At 67.4% G+C, this 15,707-nt stretch carries 15 protein-coding genes; 9 read left to right on the top strand and 6 right to left on the bottom strand.

What is annotated here, in order from left to right:
• Nucleotides 1-4: 4 nt before the first annotated feature.
• Nucleotides 5-1,225: a cytochrome P450 gene (locus JZ792_RS00625; RefSeq protein WP_216905583.1), complete on the bottom strand. Its 1,221-nt coding sequence runs from the start codon at nucleotides 1,223-1,225 to the stop codon at nucleotides 5-7.
• Between the two features lie 89 nt (nucleotides 1,226-1,314).
• On the opposite strand from JZ792_RS00625, the gene JZ792_RS00620 reads away from it, so the two are divergent.
• Nucleotides 1,315-4,524 (top strand): ATP-binding protein, encoded by a 3,210-nt coding sequence (locus tag JZ792_RS00620; RefSeq protein WP_308165087.1) that lies wholly within the window; start codon nucleotides 1,315-1,317, stop codon nucleotides 4,522-4,524.
• Here JZ792_RS00620 and JZ792_RS00615 read toward each other — a convergent pair.
• Nucleotides 4,508-5,257, bottom strand: coding sequence for an ABC transporter permease (locus JZ792_RS00615; RefSeq protein ID WP_254189075.1), 750 nt, complete (start codon nucleotides 5,255-5,257; stop codon nucleotides 4,508-4,510). The two genes, JZ792_RS00620 and JZ792_RS00615, sit on opposite strands and share 17 nt — an antisense overlap.
• On the bottom strand, nucleotides 5,254-6,210 hold the full coding sequence (locus tag JZ792_RS00610) for an ATP-binding cassette domain-containing protein (protein ID WP_438804285.1): 957 nt from the start codon (nucleotides 6,208-6,210) through the stop codon (nucleotides 5,254-5,256). Before JZ792_RS00610 ends, JZ792_RS00615 begins: the two co-directional genes overlap by 4 nt.
• A 115-nt stretch (nucleotides 6,211-6,325) precedes the next feature.
• Here JZ792_RS00610 and JZ792_RS00605 point away from each other — a divergent pair, with 115 nt between their 5' ends.
• Both JZ792_RS00605 and JZ792_RS00600 read left to right on the top strand, forming a co-directional pair.
• On the top strand, nucleotides 6,326-7,153 hold the full coding sequence (locus tag JZ792_RS00605; protein ID WP_216905579.1) for an alpha/beta fold hydrolase: 828 nt from the start codon (nucleotides 6,326-6,328) through the stop codon (nucleotides 7,151-7,153).
• A gap of 62 nt (nucleotides 7,154-7,215) precedes the next feature.
• The gene (locus JZ792_RS00600; RefSeq protein WP_216905577.1) at nucleotides 7,216-7,614 is read left to right on the top strand and encodes a hypothetical protein; all 399 of its coding nucleotides are present in this window, start codon (nucleotides 7,216-7,218) and stop codon (nucleotides 7,612-7,614) included.
• Between the two features lie 108 nt (nucleotides 7,615-7,722).
• On the opposite strand, the gene JZ792_RS00595 is transcribed toward JZ792_RS00600, so the two are convergent.
• Nucleotides 7,723-8,568: a VOC family protein gene (locus tag JZ792_RS00595; RefSeq protein WP_216905575.1), complete on the bottom strand. Its 846-nt coding sequence runs from the start codon at nucleotides 8,566-8,568 to the stop codon at nucleotides 7,723-7,725.
• An 84-nt stretch (nucleotides 8,569-8,652) separates the two neighbouring features.
• Nucleotides 8,653-9,063, bottom strand: a complete 411-nt coding sequence (locus tag JZ792_RS00590; protein WP_308165086.1) for a DapH/DapD/GlmU-related protein — start codon at nucleotides 9,061-9,063, stop codon at nucleotides 8,653-8,655.
• Between the two features lie 67 nt (nucleotides 9,064-9,130).
• On the opposite strand from JZ792_RS00590, the gene JZ792_RS00585 reads away from it, so the two are divergent.
• A complete protein-coding gene (locus JZ792_RS00585) occupies nucleotides 9,131-10,060 on the top strand; it encodes a S66 peptidase family protein (RefSeq protein WP_254189114.1) in 930 nt (309 codons plus the stop codon).
• A gap of 391 nt (nucleotides 10,061-10,451) precedes the next feature.
• On the opposite strand, the gene JZ792_RS00580 is transcribed toward JZ792_RS00585, so the two are convergent.
• Nucleotides 10,452-11,363: an alpha/beta fold hydrolase gene (locus JZ792_RS00580; protein WP_308165085.1), complete on the bottom strand. Its 912-nt coding sequence runs from the start codon at nucleotides 11,361-11,363 to the stop codon at nucleotides 10,452-10,454.
• A gap of 235 nt (nucleotides 11,364-11,598) precedes the next feature.
• On the opposite strand from JZ792_RS00580, the gene JZ792_RS00575 reads away from it, so the two are divergent.
• The 5 genes from JZ792_RS00575 to JZ792_RS00555 all read left to right on the top strand — a co-directional run bounded on the left by JZ792_RS00575 (nucleotide 11,599) and on the right by JZ792_RS00555 (nucleotide 15,674).
• Nucleotides 11,599-12,483 (top strand): hypothetical protein, encoded by an 885-nt coding sequence (locus tag JZ792_RS00575; RefSeq protein WP_216905566.1) that lies wholly within the window; start codon nucleotides 11,599-11,601, stop codon nucleotides 12,481-12,483.
• 79 nt (nucleotides 12,484-12,562) lie between these two features.
• The gene (locus JZ792_RS00570; protein WP_216905564.1) at nucleotides 12,563-13,060 is read left to right on the top strand and encodes an ester cyclase; all 498 of its coding nucleotides are present in this window, start codon (nucleotides 12,563-12,565) and stop codon (nucleotides 13,058-13,060) included.
• Nucleotides 13,061-13,172: 112 nt separating this feature from the next.
• Nucleotides 13,173-14,219 (top strand): ferritin-like domain-containing protein, encoded by a 1,047-nt coding sequence (locus JZ792_RS00565; RefSeq protein ID WP_216905562.1) that lies wholly within the window; start codon nucleotides 13,173-13,175, stop codon nucleotides 14,217-14,219.
• Nucleotides 14,220-14,408: 189 nt separating this feature from the next.
• The gene (locus tag JZ792_RS00560) at nucleotides 14,409-14,825 is read left to right on the top strand and encodes a cupin domain-containing protein (RefSeq protein ID WP_216905560.1); all 417 of its coding nucleotides are present in this window, start codon (nucleotides 14,409-14,411) and stop codon (nucleotides 14,823-14,825) included.
• Between the two features lie 105 nt (nucleotides 14,826-14,930).
• A complete protein-coding gene (locus JZ792_RS00555) occupies nucleotides 14,931-15,674 on the top strand; it encodes an SDR family oxidoreductase (RefSeq protein WP_216905557.1) in 744 nt (247 codons plus the stop codon).
• Nucleotides 15,675-15,707 lie beyond the last annotated feature (33 nt).

Here is a 15,707-nt window from a genome sequence, read left to right as displayed (position 1 = left end):
GGTGTCAACTCCTCGTCCAGGTGACCGGCAGTTCGTGGACGCCGTAGATATTCATGTCGGTCCTGAGCTCGACCTGGTCGGCGGGGACGGCGAGTTCGAGGGTCGGGAAGCGGCGCAGCAGTGCCTCGAACCCGGCCCGCATCTCGATCCGCGCCAGTTGCTGGCCGAGGCAGGTGTGGATGCCGTGGCCGAAGGCCAGACGGCCGCGCGCCTCACGGCCGAGGTCGAGGGTGTCGGGGTCGTCGAAGTGGCGGGGGTCGCGGTTGGCGGCCAGCAGCGACACGACGACGGTCGAGCCCTCGGTGATCAGTTCGCCGCCGAGTTCGATGTCTTCGGTGGCATAGCGGTAGAAGATGTCGGCGACCGACAGGTAGCGCAGGAGTTCCTCGACCGCGGCGGGGAACAGATCCCGGTCGACGCGCAGTCGTTCGAGTTGGTCGGGGTGCTCGAGCAGCGCGAAGGTGCCGAGTGCCAGCATGTTCGCGGTGGTCTCGTGGCCCGCGAGCAGCAGCAGGAAGGCGATGCCGACCAGTTCTTCGATGCCCAGATCGTCATCGCGGGCCAGGTCGGACAGTATGTCGTCGCCGGGTTCGGCGCGCTTCCGGGTGACGAGTCCCGCGAGGTAGGCGGTCATCGCACCGTAGGCGGCCATCTTCTCCTCCAGCGACTGGTCCTTGACCAGGAACTGGGCGGAATTGGTCTGGAAGGTCGCCCGGTCGGCATAGGGGACACCGAGCATTTCGCAGATCACCAGCGAGGGCACCGGAAGCGCGAACGCCGCGACCAGATCGACCGGCGGGGTCAGGCGCGCCATCTCGTCGAGTTGCCGCTCGGCGATATCGATGATGTGTTCTTCGAGTTCCTTCATGCGTTTAACGGTGAAGGCGCCGGTGAGCTTGCGCCGCAGTCGCGTGTGGTCCGGCGGGTCCATGGCGATGAACAACCCCGGAATCCGCGGGGAGGGTTCGGTCGCGAAGGGCATGCCCGGGGTCTCGTAGGGCACATGGACGATGCCGATGTCCTGGCGGGAGCTGAACCGGGTGTCGGCCATCACGCCGCGGACCGCGTCGTAACCGGTGACCAGCCAGCCCTGGTGACCGTCGGGAAACAGCAGGAGGCTGACCGGGTGCGCCTCGCGCAGTCGGGTGATCGCGCTGGGCGGGTCGAAGGGGCCCGCGTCGCGGTCCATGGGCAGGCTCTGCGGGACGGGAACCGTTCGGCTCATCGTATTTTCCTTTCGTGGCGGTTGTTGTGGCAACACTCGCCGACGGCGCTGACACGGGACTGTCAGCGCGCTGACACCGACCGAGTCCGGTGGCCCGCGAGGTGTGCGCCCCGGTCAGCGGCGCAGGCCCGTTGATCGCCCGTGGCAAGATCGGCCGAGTGCAGATCGGGATTCTTGGACCATTCGAGGTACGCACGGACGACGGCGCTCTCGCCGACGTGCCGGGCGCGCGGCTGCGAGGGCTGTTGGTCGCCCTCGCGCTCGAACCGGGTCACGCGGTCCCGAGAACGACGCTGATCGACTGGATCTGGGGCGAGAGCCCGCCCGTCGAGGCGGCGAACGCCCTGCACCGTCTGGTGTCCCGGCTGCGTAAGGTGCTCCCGGAGGGTTCGGTGGAGGGTCGGACGGACGGCTATCGACTGCGGGTGGAGCCGGACGCGGTCGACGCCGTGCGGTTCGAACGCCTTGTCGCCCAGGCCCGCACCGCCGAAGGCACCCACGGGGTGGGACGGCTGCGCGAAGCGCTCGGGCTCTGGCGCGGGGCGGCCATGCAGGATGTCGGTCTCCAGGACAGTGCGGCGTTCGACGCGGTCGTCACCCGCCTCGAGGGGCTGCGGTTGACGGCGATGGAGGATCGGTTCGACATCGAGATCGGCCTCGGTCACGGCGGGGATCTGGTCACCGAACTGACCGACGTGGTGGCGGCGAATCCGGTGCGGGAACGGCTGGTCGCCGCGTTGATGCGCGCTCTCGTCGCGACCGGACGCGATACCGACGCGCTGCTGGTCTACGAGCGCACGCGCGAAACCCTGTCCGAGGAGCTGGGTGTCGACCCGGCGCCGGAGCTCGCCGCACTGCACCTCGCGCTACTGCGAGGTGAGCTGGGACGGCGTGAGGAGAACCGCGAGACCAACCTACGGGCCGAGCTGACCAGTTTCGTCGGCAAGGACGCCGATATCGCCGCGGTCCGTGAACTCGTCGCCGAACATCGGCTCACCACCCTGATCGGGCCGGGCGGATCGGGAAAGACCAGACTGTCCACCGAAACCGCCCGCACGCTGGTCGGTGACCTGCCCGACGGGGTCTGGCTGGTCGAACTGGCGGCCCTGGGTCCAGGCGGTGACGTGGCCCAGGCGACGTTGGCCGCGCTCAAACTGCGCGACGCGCTGCTCGGCGAGGCGCCGGACGCGGAGCCGACCGATCGGGTGATCGCCGCGCTGCGCGAGCGGACGATGGTGCTGATCCTGGACAATTGCGAGCACGTCATCGAATCGGCGGCGACGTTCGCCCATCGGGTGCTCGGCGAGTGCAGGCGGCTGCGGATCCTCGCGACGAGCCGGGAACCGCTCGGCATCACCGGCGAGGCACTGTGGCCGGTCGCACCGTTGGTTCTGCCCGCGGACGGCGCCGACCTCGCCGAGATCGAAGCCGCTCCGGCCATCCGGCTGCTCCTCGACCGTGCTCGCGCGGTGCGCAAGGACCTCACGACCGATGCCGACACCCTGTCGATGCTGGCGCGGGTCTGCCGGGCACTGGACGGGATGCCGCTGGCGATCGAACTCGCCGCGGCCAGGTTGCGCACGATGTCCCTCGACCAGCTCGCCCACCGGCTCGACGACCGGTTCCGCCTGCTCACCGGCGGCAGTCGGGCCGCGCTGCCACGGCACCGCACATTGCGCGCGGTGGTCGACTGGAGCTGGGAGCTGCTCTCCGACGCCGAACGGACGGTACTGCGCAGACTTTCGGTGTTCGCGGGCGGCGGGAGTCTGGAAGCCGCCGAGTCGGTCTGCGCGGACGACGGCGTCGACGCCGCCGACGTGCTCGAGTTGCTGACCGCGTTGACCGAGAAGTCACTGGTGCTCACCGAGGGTGATCGGGCACCGCGCTACCGGATGCTCGGCACCATCAAGGAGTACGCCGAACAGCGTCTGGCGGAGGCGGCGGAATCGGACCGGACGCGCCGCGCGCATCTGGCGTATTTCACCGAACTCGCCGAGATCGCGGAACCACGACTACGCCGCGCCGAGCAGCTGGAATGGCTCGCGACGCTCGAGGCCGAGCACGACAATATCGCCGCCGCCATGCGCGGCGCGCTCGCGGCGGGCGAGGCGGACGGCGCCATGCGGCTCGCCGCCGCCGCGGGCTGGTACTGGTGGCTCGGCGGACACAAGGCCGAAGGCAACGAGCTGATCATGGCGGCGGTCGACCTGCCCGGCGATGTCGCCGACGAGATCCGGGCCGTGGTGTACGGGCTCGTCGTGCAGTTCGTGGCCTCCGGTCGGGAGAGTGACCAGTACCGGGCGCAGGACTGGATTCGCAAGGCCCACGAACTCAGCCGGCGTGTCGAGAGTCGCCATCCGGCACCGAGATTCGCCGCCCCACTCGAACGCATGTTGCACGGGCCCGACGCGTTCCTGCCCGCGTGGGAATCGATGCTGGGCGACGAGGATCCTTGGGTGCGGGCGGTCGCGCGGCTGCAACTGGGCAAGGTGCGGATCGAACTCGGCCACGGCAGCCGCGACGCCGACGCCTGTCTCGAGACGGCGTTGGCCGAATTCCGCGCGATAGGTGACAGGTGGGGTATTTCGTTCGCCCTCACCGAGCTGGCGAATCGGATCGCCGTGCGGGGCGACTTCGCCGGTGCGTGCGCGTACTACGAACAAGCGGTCGCGGTCGTCACCGAAGTCGGGGCCATCGAGGATGTGGTGGTCATCCGGTCGCGGCAGGCCCAATTATATTGGCTGACAGGCGATGTGAAGGCGAGCGCGGCGGCGATGGCCGAGGCGCAGCGTCACGCCGAACGCGTCGCCTGGCCGACCGTGCTGGCCGAACTCGCGCTGGCGAAGGCCGAACTCGCGCGCTGGAGCGGTCACGCCGAGCAGGCACGCGGACAACTCGATATCGCCACCGCGATGCTGGGCGACGACGCCGAGCGGGCGATCATCCGCGCGGTGACCCGGGATCTGCTCGGCTACCTCGCCGAGGATCTCGACGCCGCCCGCGCACACCGGGTCGCGGCGTTCCAGGCGGCGTCCGAGGCGGGCCACGCACCGCTGATCGCTCAGATACTGGTCGGGATCGCCGATCTGGCGCTGCGCGAGCAGCACCACGAGCAGGCCGCACGACTGCTCGCGGCCGCCGCGGGTGTGCGGGGGCTGGCGGATCGTTCACAACCGGATCTGGCCAGAATCGAACAGCAGACGCGAGATCGCCTCGGTGAAACAGGGTTCACCGAGGCGACTGCCGAAGGAGCACGGGCGAGCTGGCACGACCTGGCCGCGGTCACGCTCGCTTCGTGAATGTGGAACGCGCCCAGAAGTATCCGACGATCGCGATACCCAGGCACCAGGCGATGGCGGTGATCGCGTCGCCGGTGTCGGGCGCGCCGTCCAGCAATCCGCGCAGGGTTTCGATGATCGGTGTGAAGGGCTGGTATTCCGCGAACTGCCGCAGGCCGGGCCCCATCTTGTCGGCCGGGACGATCGCGCTGCTGAAGAACGGCAACATGACCAGCGGCACGGAGGCGAGTCCCGCCGTCTCCGGCGATTTCGCCGCCAAACCCAAAGCGACCGTGAGCCATCCGGTCGCGAAACCGAGCAGCACGACCAGGCCGACGACGCCGAGCCAGTCGAGCACACTCGCCGAGGGACCGAATCCGAGCAGGAAGGCCACCCCGAGGAGGGCGGCGATGGCGACGATGTTGGTCAGCACACTGGCGACGACATGGCCGGTCAACACCGCGCCGCGCGAGACGTCCATGACCTTGAACCGGTTGATGATGCCGGTCGTCATATCGGAGTTCACCGCCGTGGCCGTGGCTCCGAGCCCGTAGCAGACGGCCAACAGGATCAATCCCGGTGTCGCGTAGTCGATGTAGTCGACGCCGACGTCGAACGCGTCACCGAACATGTACACGAACATCAGCATGATGATGATCGGCATGAGGACCGCGTTGAACACCGACGTCGGGTTCCTGGCGATATGGGTGAAGTTGCGGCGCAACATGACGATCGAAGGGGATTTGGCGTTCATTTCGCGACTACCTCCGCGGTATTGCTGCCCGTCAGGGCGAGGAAAACGTCATCGAGGTCGGGTGTGTGCACGGAGAACTCTTCGGCGGCGAGTCCGTATTCGTCGAGCCGGTCCAGCAGCGCGCGCAGCGATGCGGTCCCGCCGTCGCTGGGAATCCGCAGGGTCAGTACCTCGTCGTCCCGCGTGGCGCCGGGGAACAGTCGCGCGGCACCGTCGAGCCGGGAGGTGTCGGTGAACCGGAGCCGGACATGGGTTCCCGGGATCTGTCGTTTGAGTTCGGCCGGGGTGCCCTCGGCGACCAGGCGGCCCTGGTCGAGTACCGCGATCCGGTCGGCGAGCTGATCGGCTTCCTCGAGGTATTGGGTGGTGAGGAAGATGGTGACGCCGTCGGCGACCAGGTCACCGACGATCGACCACATGGTGCGCCTGCTGCGCGGGTCGAGTCCCGTCGTCGGCTCGTCCAGGAAGACGATCCGCGGGTTCCCGACGAGTGTCATCGCCAGGTCGAGTTTGCGGCGCATACCCCCGGAATAGGTCGACGTAGGTTTGGTCGCCGCCTCTGTCAGATCGAAACGTTCCAGCAGCTCGGTGATGGTCTGCTTGCCCACCTTGGTGGAAAGCCCGTGGAGGTCAACCATCAATCGCAGGTTCTCCTGCCCCGTCAACAGTTCGTCCACGGCCGCGAACTGACCGGTGACGCCGATCGCCGCGCGCACCGCCTTCGCCTCGGTGGCGATGTCGTGGCCCGCGACGCGTACCGACCCGCCGTCGGCCTTCGTCAAGGTGCTCAACACGTTCACCGTGGTCGTCTTCCCCGCGCCGTTCGGGCCCAGCAGGGAGAAGATCGTGCCCTCGGGAACCTCCAGATCGATGCCGTCGAGCACGACCTTGTCCCCGTATTTCTTCCGCAGTCCGGACACCGCGATCGCTGAATTACTCATGACACACACCATCGGCGCACGCCCTGACACCGGCCTGTCACGGCGCTGACCAGGTGACACACCGGCTCGGATGCCGTGTCAGACCGCTGTCAGGGTCGTGACAGGGCCGGCGCCGAAAGTAGTTGCCATGACGAAGAACAACACGTCCTCCAGCGACTCGGGATGGACCGGCATGGTCCAGGTCGACGACACCGCCCTGGCGGTCACCGACACCGGCGGTCCCGGTATCCCCGTCGTCTACCTCAACGGCCAGTTCGCCACCCAGGGATACTGGCGCAAAGTCATCGCCGACCTCGGCCCCGATTTCCGCCACATCACCTTCGACGAGCGGGCCCGCGGCAAATCACGCACATCCGCCGACTACTCCTTCGCCACCTGCCTGCGCGACATCGACACCGTCCTCACCGCCCGGGGAGTGGAACGACCGCTGTTGGTCGGCTGGTCCTACGGGGCATACCTCGCCGCCCACTGGGCCAGCCGGAATCCCGATCGCACCCGGGGCGCGGTCCTGGTCGACGGCGCGTTCCCCTACGACTGGCTCGACGACGCCATGGAGAAACGCATCCGCACACTGTTCCGCAGGATGGGCTGGTTCCTGCCGCTACTGCGCCCCACCGGCCTGACCCCGCGCATGACCGCCGCGCAACAGGCCGACAGCAATATCGAGATCGGCGTCATCTCCCGCGAACGCGAACTCGGCCCCGTCCTGGACAACATCACCGTCCCGACCCGCTACGTGGTCGCTTCGGGCACCTCGTTCGGTAGCCGCGGCGACGAACAGGAGAAGATCCGCACCAGCCTCGACGCCGTCACCGCCCGCAACCCCCGCATCCGCGTCAGCGCCAAGGTCGCCAGCAACCACGGCGCACTGCTGCGTAAGGACTTCCGCGCCATCACCGACGCCGTCCGCGAAACCGTCACCGCCGGGGCCCCGCAGGACGCGCAGCACCGCTGACTTCTCACCTCCCCACCGTCCGAACATCTTCCAGCACCACCGATTACAAGGAGCACCCCACCATGTCCATCACCCTCACCGACCAGGACAAGACCACCCTGCGTACCGCCGCCTACGGTGCCGTCTCCCTGCTCGCCGCCGCAGGTGCGAAACCGCACAGGATCGCCACCAACGGCACCGTCGCCCTGACCTCGGCGACCGGACCGATCGGGCACGTGCTCGCCGAGAAGTCGGGCAGGATCGAACTCGGCGGCAAGACCGTGGCCGAACTCGCCGACCACGTGCTGCCCGCCCTCACCGCGGCCATGAACCTGCTCCGCGAACAGGCTCCCGCCGAAGCCGACAACTTCCGCAGCACCGTCCTCGTCGCCATCGAAGCCGCCGGAATCCATCAGACCCAACCCAGCCCGACCATGACCGAGATGACCCGCAAGATCACCGCGGCCCTCGAAGCCGCGTGATCGAACGGGCCCACCGTACGACTACAGCCGTGTCACGGGTTCCGGACCCGTGACACGGCTTGTGGTGGGTCGGGCCCGACTTGCTCGCGCCCCCGGAAGGCAGGGGATTCAGGACGGCGGCGTGAATTGGCTCGCCGTGAATGTCGCGCCCTGCGGGTCACGGATGAGGGCGTCCCTGGTCCATTCGCTGTCGCTGGTAGCGAGCACGGTTCCGCCCAGTCGGTCCGCAGCGGTGGCGGTTTCGTCGCGGTCGGCCACGGTGAACGCGACATGCCAATGCGGCGTCTGATCGGGCGGGACCGGCACCGCCCAGCCGATCGCGTCGGCGAAGCCCGGCGGCACCATGTCGCCGGATTGGCGTTCGTAGATATTCGGATCGACGGTCGCTGCCAGATGATCTCCGTACCCGGGGCGGCGGATCATCGTCGAGAAGCCGAGATCATCGATGGACCAGCCGAAAACCTCGGTGTAGAAGGCACGCGACGCGACTGTGTCGGCCGTGTGGAGGTTGCTGAAATTCCACGCGCCGGGAGTGTTGGTGATCTGCGCTCCCAGCCGACGTGCGGCCTGCCACAGTCGAAACTCGACGCCGACCGGATCCACGCACACGACGGAAATTCCACCCTCACCCGCCGGAGTCGGCGGCACGCGGATACTCCCACCGGCATCCACCACGCGCCCGGCAACCGCCTGCGCGTCGTCGACGGCGACATAGGTGTTCCACGTCGCCGGGGCAGGTTGTTCTGCCCCCGGATCAGCCGGACCCCCTATTCCGGCGACGTCTTTGCCGTCCAACTGTGCAATGACGTATCGCCACGGCGCCGTCGGCGGGGTCGCGTCGGCGAAGGTCCAACCGAATATGCCGCCGTAGAACGCTTTCGCGACCTCGACATCGCCGCAGTCCACATCGATCCACGACGTCACACCCGCGGGATAGGTCCGCGCCTCAACCATCTGTGACTCCCTTCGGTCTCGGCTCACGACCCTAGACCCGGGCACCGACACGGTAGGCCGATCCACGCCGTGGGCTACGTGCGATCACCCGGCCAGGCCGTGGTCGCGCAGGATTTCCTCGAGCGCGAGTTTGTCGTGGCTCCCGCCCTCGGGCAGACGCTTCAGAACGAGCATGCAGGGCATCCCGAACTCTCCTCCGGGAAATTTCTTGATCCTGGTCGAGCCGACACACACCGACCAGGCGGGGGCCTCACCGCGCGGCAACTCGTCACCGGTCTCGGCGTCGAAGACTCGTGTCGATCTGGTCAGGATCACTCCGGCACCGAGTTTGGCGCCCGTACGGACACGGGCGCTTTCGACGACCATCGACCGCGAGCCGATGAACGCGTCGTCCTCGATGATCCGAAGACCCCGGCACGCGCTGCCACCGGCAGGCCCGACTCCTCCCCCCTGAGCTGCTACACCACACGATTGCGTCCAAATATCCGACGCCACAGCATATTCGTTCCATCTTCCCCGAGACGGTGCCCCCGATGCGACCGGACGCTACCGTCGGTCGGTGATGAACCGATCGAGCGAATCCGCGGTACGACCGTGGCCACCACTTCGCCCGGGTGACACCGTTCGCCTCGTTTCCCCCGCGAGCTTCCCCGAAGACCCCGGCGCGATCGAGGCGCTGACCGGAATACTGCACGAATGGGGTCTTCGGGTTCAGGTCGGTGAGCACGCGCTCGACCGGCACGGATACATGGCCGGTACGGACAAGGACCGGCTGGCCGATCTCAACGCCGCCTACGCCGATCCCGTTGTCCGAGCGCTCATCACGACCCGGGGCGGGGCGGGCGCCTACCGGATCCTGGACGGACTCGACTACGCGGCGATCCGCGCCGACCCGAAGCCTGTGATCGGATTCAGCGACATCACCTACCTGCATCTGGCGATCTGGCAGCACACCCGCGTCCCCGGTATCCACGGCTGCCTGGTCGGCGCCCACGCGATCGACACCGTCCACCATCTGCTGACCACCACCCGACCGCACGTGCTCGCACGCAACCCGCGGCTGATGTCGGCCGAGGTCGAAACACCCGGCCGTGCGCGCGGTTTCACGATGGGAGGTTCGCTGGCCGCGCTGGCCGGCATGGTCGGCACCGGGCTCCCCGACCTGTCCGGCGCCATCGTGGTCATCGAAGCCCAACGCCTGGTCGGGCTCGGACAAGTCGACCGTCAACTCACCCAATTGATCCGCGCAGGCGCCTTCGACGGTATCGCGGCGATCGCCCTGGGCCGGTTCCACGGTTTCGAGGACTACACCGACCGCGGTTGGAACCTCATCGACCTACTGCGCGATCTGCTGCTCCCACTGGGCAAACCGATCCTCGGCGGGCTCGAGATCGGCCACGGCCCGGACCCACACGCCATTGCTCTGGGGGTCGCCGCCGAACTCGACACCGACAGCGGAACTCTCACGTGTTACCCGGCCGAGGGCCGTTGAACAGCGGGATTTCGCCAACAGACCTCGCCGCACCCGCGTCGGACGCGGGCTCACGACCCAGCGTTCTACCGTGACCCGATGACCGCCGAATCGACGATCATCACCGCACGACCTCGGCTGTCACCGGATTTCTATCGACTGTGGGGCGCGACCACGGTCAGCCAACTCGCCCCCGGCGGAATCCGCCCGAATGTTCGGGGCGGACACCGTCCAATCCGCGGGGACTCGAGGGTCCCTCGCCAGCTGTGGTTTACAGCCCGTCCGTGTCTGCGATGACGCGGAAGGCAACCATTCAGTGCGGGATCGATACCGGATGACACCACGCTCATCGACGCGTAGATGCCGGGCAGCCCCGAACAGCGACCAGCTGCACCATCACCAACCCGCGCGTTCACCGCGAATGCCGAGGATCGACGTCTCGGTGTGCGGCGCGGATCACGTTGGTGGCGAACGTATCCGGGCTCTCCAACGGGACGAAATGCCCGGTATTCGCGAGGTGGTGGACCCGCAGGTCGGCGAAATAGTCGGTCAGTCGATCGGCCCAGCTGCTGGGGAACAGCACATCGTCGGACGGCCAGAGCACGGTGGTGGGCACGGCCAGTCGCTCGCCCGTGGTGGGCGGGCGTTCGGCGGCGATACGGGCCACTCCCCCGGCACCGACCCGATACCACGCCAGCGAGGCGGTGAACGCGCCCGGCGGGGAGTACATCGCGACAAGATGGTCGAGGTGGTGATCGGCGAGGGTGAAGTGGGGGCCGGACCAGTGCGACCAGAAATGTCGAAGGAAGGCGCGCACGGCGTCGGGTTTGCCGTCGATGAGTTCGTCGGCGAGTCCGAGTTTGTTGAACGACACGTACCAGAACTGTTGTTGGGCTTCGGGTGACAGGATCCGTGCACCGATGCCGGGCAATGGCGGCGTCAACACCAGTTCCCGGATCAGATCGGGACGCAGGCGCGCCACCGCGACCGCGATCCTGCTGCCGATGTCGTGTCCGCCCAGCACCGGCCGGTCCAAGCGCAGTTCCTCGATGAGTCCGATCACGCTGCGTGCTTGCGCCTCGGCACTGTAATGGGTCGAGGCGTCCCCGGGGTGCTTGTCGGATTCGCCGAAGCCGCGGAGGTCCGGTACGACGACATCCAGCATGCTCAACAGCGGGATCACGTCGCGGTATTCGGTCCTGTCGCTGGGCCAACCGTGCAGCAGGACCGCCGGGACGCCGGTCCCGACTCGGTCATATGCCAGGCGGAACCCGTCGACCGCGGCCGACCGCTGGACCCGCCGACCATGTGGGTGCAACGACACCCCGACCCCCATCTCCGCGTGCGGAAGCTACGACACCCGAAGACCGACGATAACCGTCGGTCGAATGTCTGCCGCGGCGGCGTCGAGAAAGCGATACCGAGTCCGACTCGCACGCTGGCGGACCGATCGTGTCGGCACATGGCGAAATCGATCCTTTCACATTTCAGTTGACAAGTCGTCCGGTTAAAGTCACTCTTTCATAAGTCGACCTGTCTTATGAAAATGGAGACCCGCTATGAGCCACCTGACCTCTCGGCAAGCCGTGTACGGCTTGCTCACGCTGTGGCCGACCGGGCTGGTCCTCACACTGATCAATGCCCAGGTTCCGCAGGTGACCACGCCGGTATTCGCGGTGTTCGCCGGGATCTACGTCGCGCTCGCGGCGGCCGTGATCAGATGTGTCGCCGTCTCGGGCCCGACCGCGGCGGTGAACTGGGTGGCGGCCTCCATCGCCCTCTTCGCGATCGCGGGCTTCACCGGCGAACCCACGGCCCGGCAGCCGTCGTCGATGCTGATCAACACCGCGGTGTTGTTCGCCGTATCGCTCGCTGTCCTGGTCGGAGCGGTCGGACTGCTCGTGCGATTCCGTCGATCCCACCGGATGACGGTGGCGGTGCCCGCGGTGTTCGTCCTGGGAATCGCGACGGGCGGCTTCCTGCTGAACCTGTTGGCGCGCACGGCGATGGTGCTCACCGGTGGCGCGGAACAGCAGGTCACGGTCGAGGACACGCACTGGTCTGCCGCGCAATACCTGCGGGGCTTGTCGGGCCCGGTCGATTTCGTCGGCTACATCCTGGTCTGGCTGGATCTGGTGCAGATCGCCTACGTCGGCTCCGCGTACGTCGCGGCGGGCGCTCTCGCCCGGCTGGCGACCGGCGAATCGGCAGTGCCGCGCCGTTTCGGAACGTTCGTCACTCGGGCGGCCTACGTCTCGGCCGCAGTGCTGGCGATCACCGTCGTTGCCGCCATCGCCTTGCCGCACGGCGTCGACGCGGTACCTGCTGCCATCGCCTTCGCTCTCAGCATCCCCTTCATGGCGACGCTGATTCCCTACTTCCTCGGCGTCGCGATCCTCGCGACCGCCGCGAATCGTTCTCGGACCCCGTTGGAGGCGAAATGACCACCACCACAGGTCTTCTCGCACCGCGCCCCGTCTTCCTCGCACCGTCGAGTGTCGTGCCCACGATCGGGGCGGGGTCGTGACCACCGTCCACCATCGAGATCCGGATATGTCGCGACGCACCGTGTTGCACGGTCCGGCCACGGATCCGGTGATGCGGGCGAAGATCCTCGGCGTGCTGGCGGTCTCCCTGCTCGACCACGGGACCATCGACGACTTCGCGACGATCATCGCACCCCAGGCCGTCAACCGGCCGGGTGGCTACGCACCTGCGGCGTGCCGGGCCACCGGCCCGGGCGCGGTGTACGCGACCTCGATGTGGTTGCGTCGCACCTTCAGCGATCTGAAATGGACGATCCGGGCATTATCGGCCGACGAATCCAGGGTCGCGGTTCGCGCCGACATGACCGGGCGGCACACCAGCGACCTCGTTCTGCACGGAGACGACGGCCTGCCCTGTCGGACACTGCGAGCCAGTCATCTGCGGTTCACCGTCACACGAACCTATCGATTCCGGATCGCGGACGCCCGAATCATCGAGCGCAGTGTCGATTTCGGCGAGCTCGGCCCCGAGTAACAGGACGACACCGTCGATCGAACGGCGAGCAGGGCGCGATGTTGTCACGGATCGCCGCGGCGCCCTGTCCTAGTTGTCGACAGCTGACGACTTGCCGAGACGAGGTTGCACCGTGAATACCAGTGGCGCTCCCGCCATCGATACATTGGACGATCTTCGCCGCCACCTGCAATGGGCGATCGAACTCGAGCACGCGACGATTCCGCCGTACCTGTGCGCGTTGTACTCCCTGGATCCCGCGCGCAATACCGAGGCGGTCCAGGTGATCGCCAGCGTGTTCGTGGAGGAGATGCTGCACATGGCGTTGGCGGCGAACCTGCTGAACGCCGTGGGCGGTGAGCCGAGAATCGACGCGCCGGAAATGCTTCCGGCCTACCCGTATCCGCTGCCGCACGGTGATCGGTCCGTGCGGGTCGATCTGGTGCCGTTCGGATCCGAGGCGCTCGAGCAGTTCCTGGCCATCGAGAAGCCCGCGTCGGCCGACGCGCCGCCGGAATCGGATCGATATACGACGATCGGGCAGTTCTATGCCGCCATCGAGGCGGGTATCCAGACCCTGTGCGACTCCATGGGCGAAGACGCGGTCTTCTGTGGTGACCCGCGACGACAACTGAACGAAGTCCACTTCTCCAGCGGCGGCGGCACGATCATCCCGATTCATGATCTGAAGTCGGCGCTGGCCGCGCTGGCGGAGATCGTCGAGCAGGGCGAGGGGGCGGGTCGGACCGAGGTGTGGGACGGAGACAAGGATGTCTTCCACCCCGAGCGCGACGAGGTCGCCCACTACTACCGTTTCGTGGAACTCGCGCGGGGCAGGCGATTTCAGCAGGGCGACACTCCGCAGTCCGGGCCGACGGGCGAGCTGTTGCCGATCGATCCGGACGGGATAGCGCCGATGCGGCCCAATCCACGCACGGCCGACTATCCGCCGGGCAGCGAGATCCGCGTGGCGCAAGAGGAATTCAACAACACCTATTGTTTGCTCCTCTATCTGCTCGATGACACCTTCAACGGAAGTCCGTCGCAGATGCGCGACGCCGTCGCGGCGATGTATGCCCTCAAATCCCAGGCTCAGGCTTTGATGCGGATGCCGAGTGGCGACGGCCGGACGACCGCCGGGCCGACGTTCGAATACGTGCCGTCGGAACAGCGGATCTAGAGCACCGGTCGGGACGTCACGATCCGGGCCGTCGTCTTGTCCTACCTGATGAGGTGTTCGGTCGAGTCGCGAGATAAGAGCGGGGGCAACGGGTTTCAGGCGGCTTCTCGGAGTATGCGCCAAGCAGAGCGTGGCTGGTCCCACCCGTCACCGAACACACACCTGTCCGCCGATGGCAAAGGAATCACTATGAGCACAGAACCCGCGCACTACCGCGAGGATCCCGAGGCGGAGTTGCTCGCCCCGCGGATCGTGGTAATCGGAAATGTGTCCGGGGCTCCGCAGATCCCGGTCGGAGCGGAGGCCATGACGGTCATGGTCACGCTTCCTCCCGGAAGTCCGGGATCTCCCCCGCACCGACATCCGGGCCCCGCGTACGGCTATGTCCTCAAAGGCGAGATCATCTTCGAACTCGAGGGCGAACCGCGGCGGATCGTCAAGGCTGGACAGACATTCTGGGAACCCGGCGATGTCATTCACTACCGGGACGGCAACAACCTCGACGATGCCGAATCGGTTTTCCTGGTCACGATGTTCTGCCCGCCGGGATATCCGATTCTGGAACCGGTCGGCGCGGAGGAACTCGCGCGCCGCCGCGACCGATGAGCGCGCCCGACCGGTGACACCGTCACGAAATCGCCGACCACCCTGTCCTTGGTGCAGGGGAATCGCGTCGGCCCCCGAAACAACCCTCGAACGGAAGGCATGACCATGAAGATCGTCGTTATCGGCGGCACCGGGCTGATCGGCTCGAAGCTCGTCACACGCCTGGGTGAGCACGGCCATCGCGCGGTCGCGGCCGCACCCGACACCGGAGTGAACACGCTCACCGGTGAAGGAGTCAAAGAAGTCCTCCAGGGCGCCGACGTCGTGATCGACGTCTCCAACTCGCCGTCGTTCGCCGACGACGACGTCATGGACTTCTTCCGCACCTCGACCACGACCCTGCTCGACGCCGCCAGCGGAGCGGGTGTCGGCCACTACGTCGCACTGTCGGTCGTCGGCACCGAACGGTTGCCGGAGTCCGGATACTTCCGGGCGAAGGTCGCCCAGGAGGAACTGATCAAGGGTTCGGGCCTGCCCTACTCGCTGGTGCATGCCACCCAGTTCTTCGAATTCGCCCGCAGCATCGCCGATTCCGCCACCGACGGCGACTACGTGCGGTTGTCGGGTGCGAGTGTGCAGCCGATGGCCGCCGACGATGTGGCCGCCGCGGTCGGTCGCACCGCGGCGGGGTCACCGCTCAACGGCACAATCGAGGTCGCGGGTCCGGAGGTGTTCGGACTCGACCAGTGGATCCGCACGGTCCTGGTCGCGCGCTCCGATCCGCGCGAGGTCGTCACCGACCCGCGGGCGCGGTACTTCGGGGCGGTACTCGAACTCGACACCCTGCTGCCCGGCCGCGACGCCCAACTCGCGCAGACCCGGCTGTCGGAGTGGCTGGCGCGGCAGTGATCCCGGCGTGCGGGCGGCGCGACGCCGCCCGCA

Source organism: Nocardia noduli (assembly GCF_019038455.1).
Classification (GTDB): domain Bacteria; phylum Actinomycetota; class Actinomycetes; order Mycobacteriales; family Mycobacteriaceae; genus Nocardia; species Nocardia noduli.
Note: the sequence above shows the minus strand (reverse complement) of the source record. Positions and strands in the feature narration are given on the sequence as shown.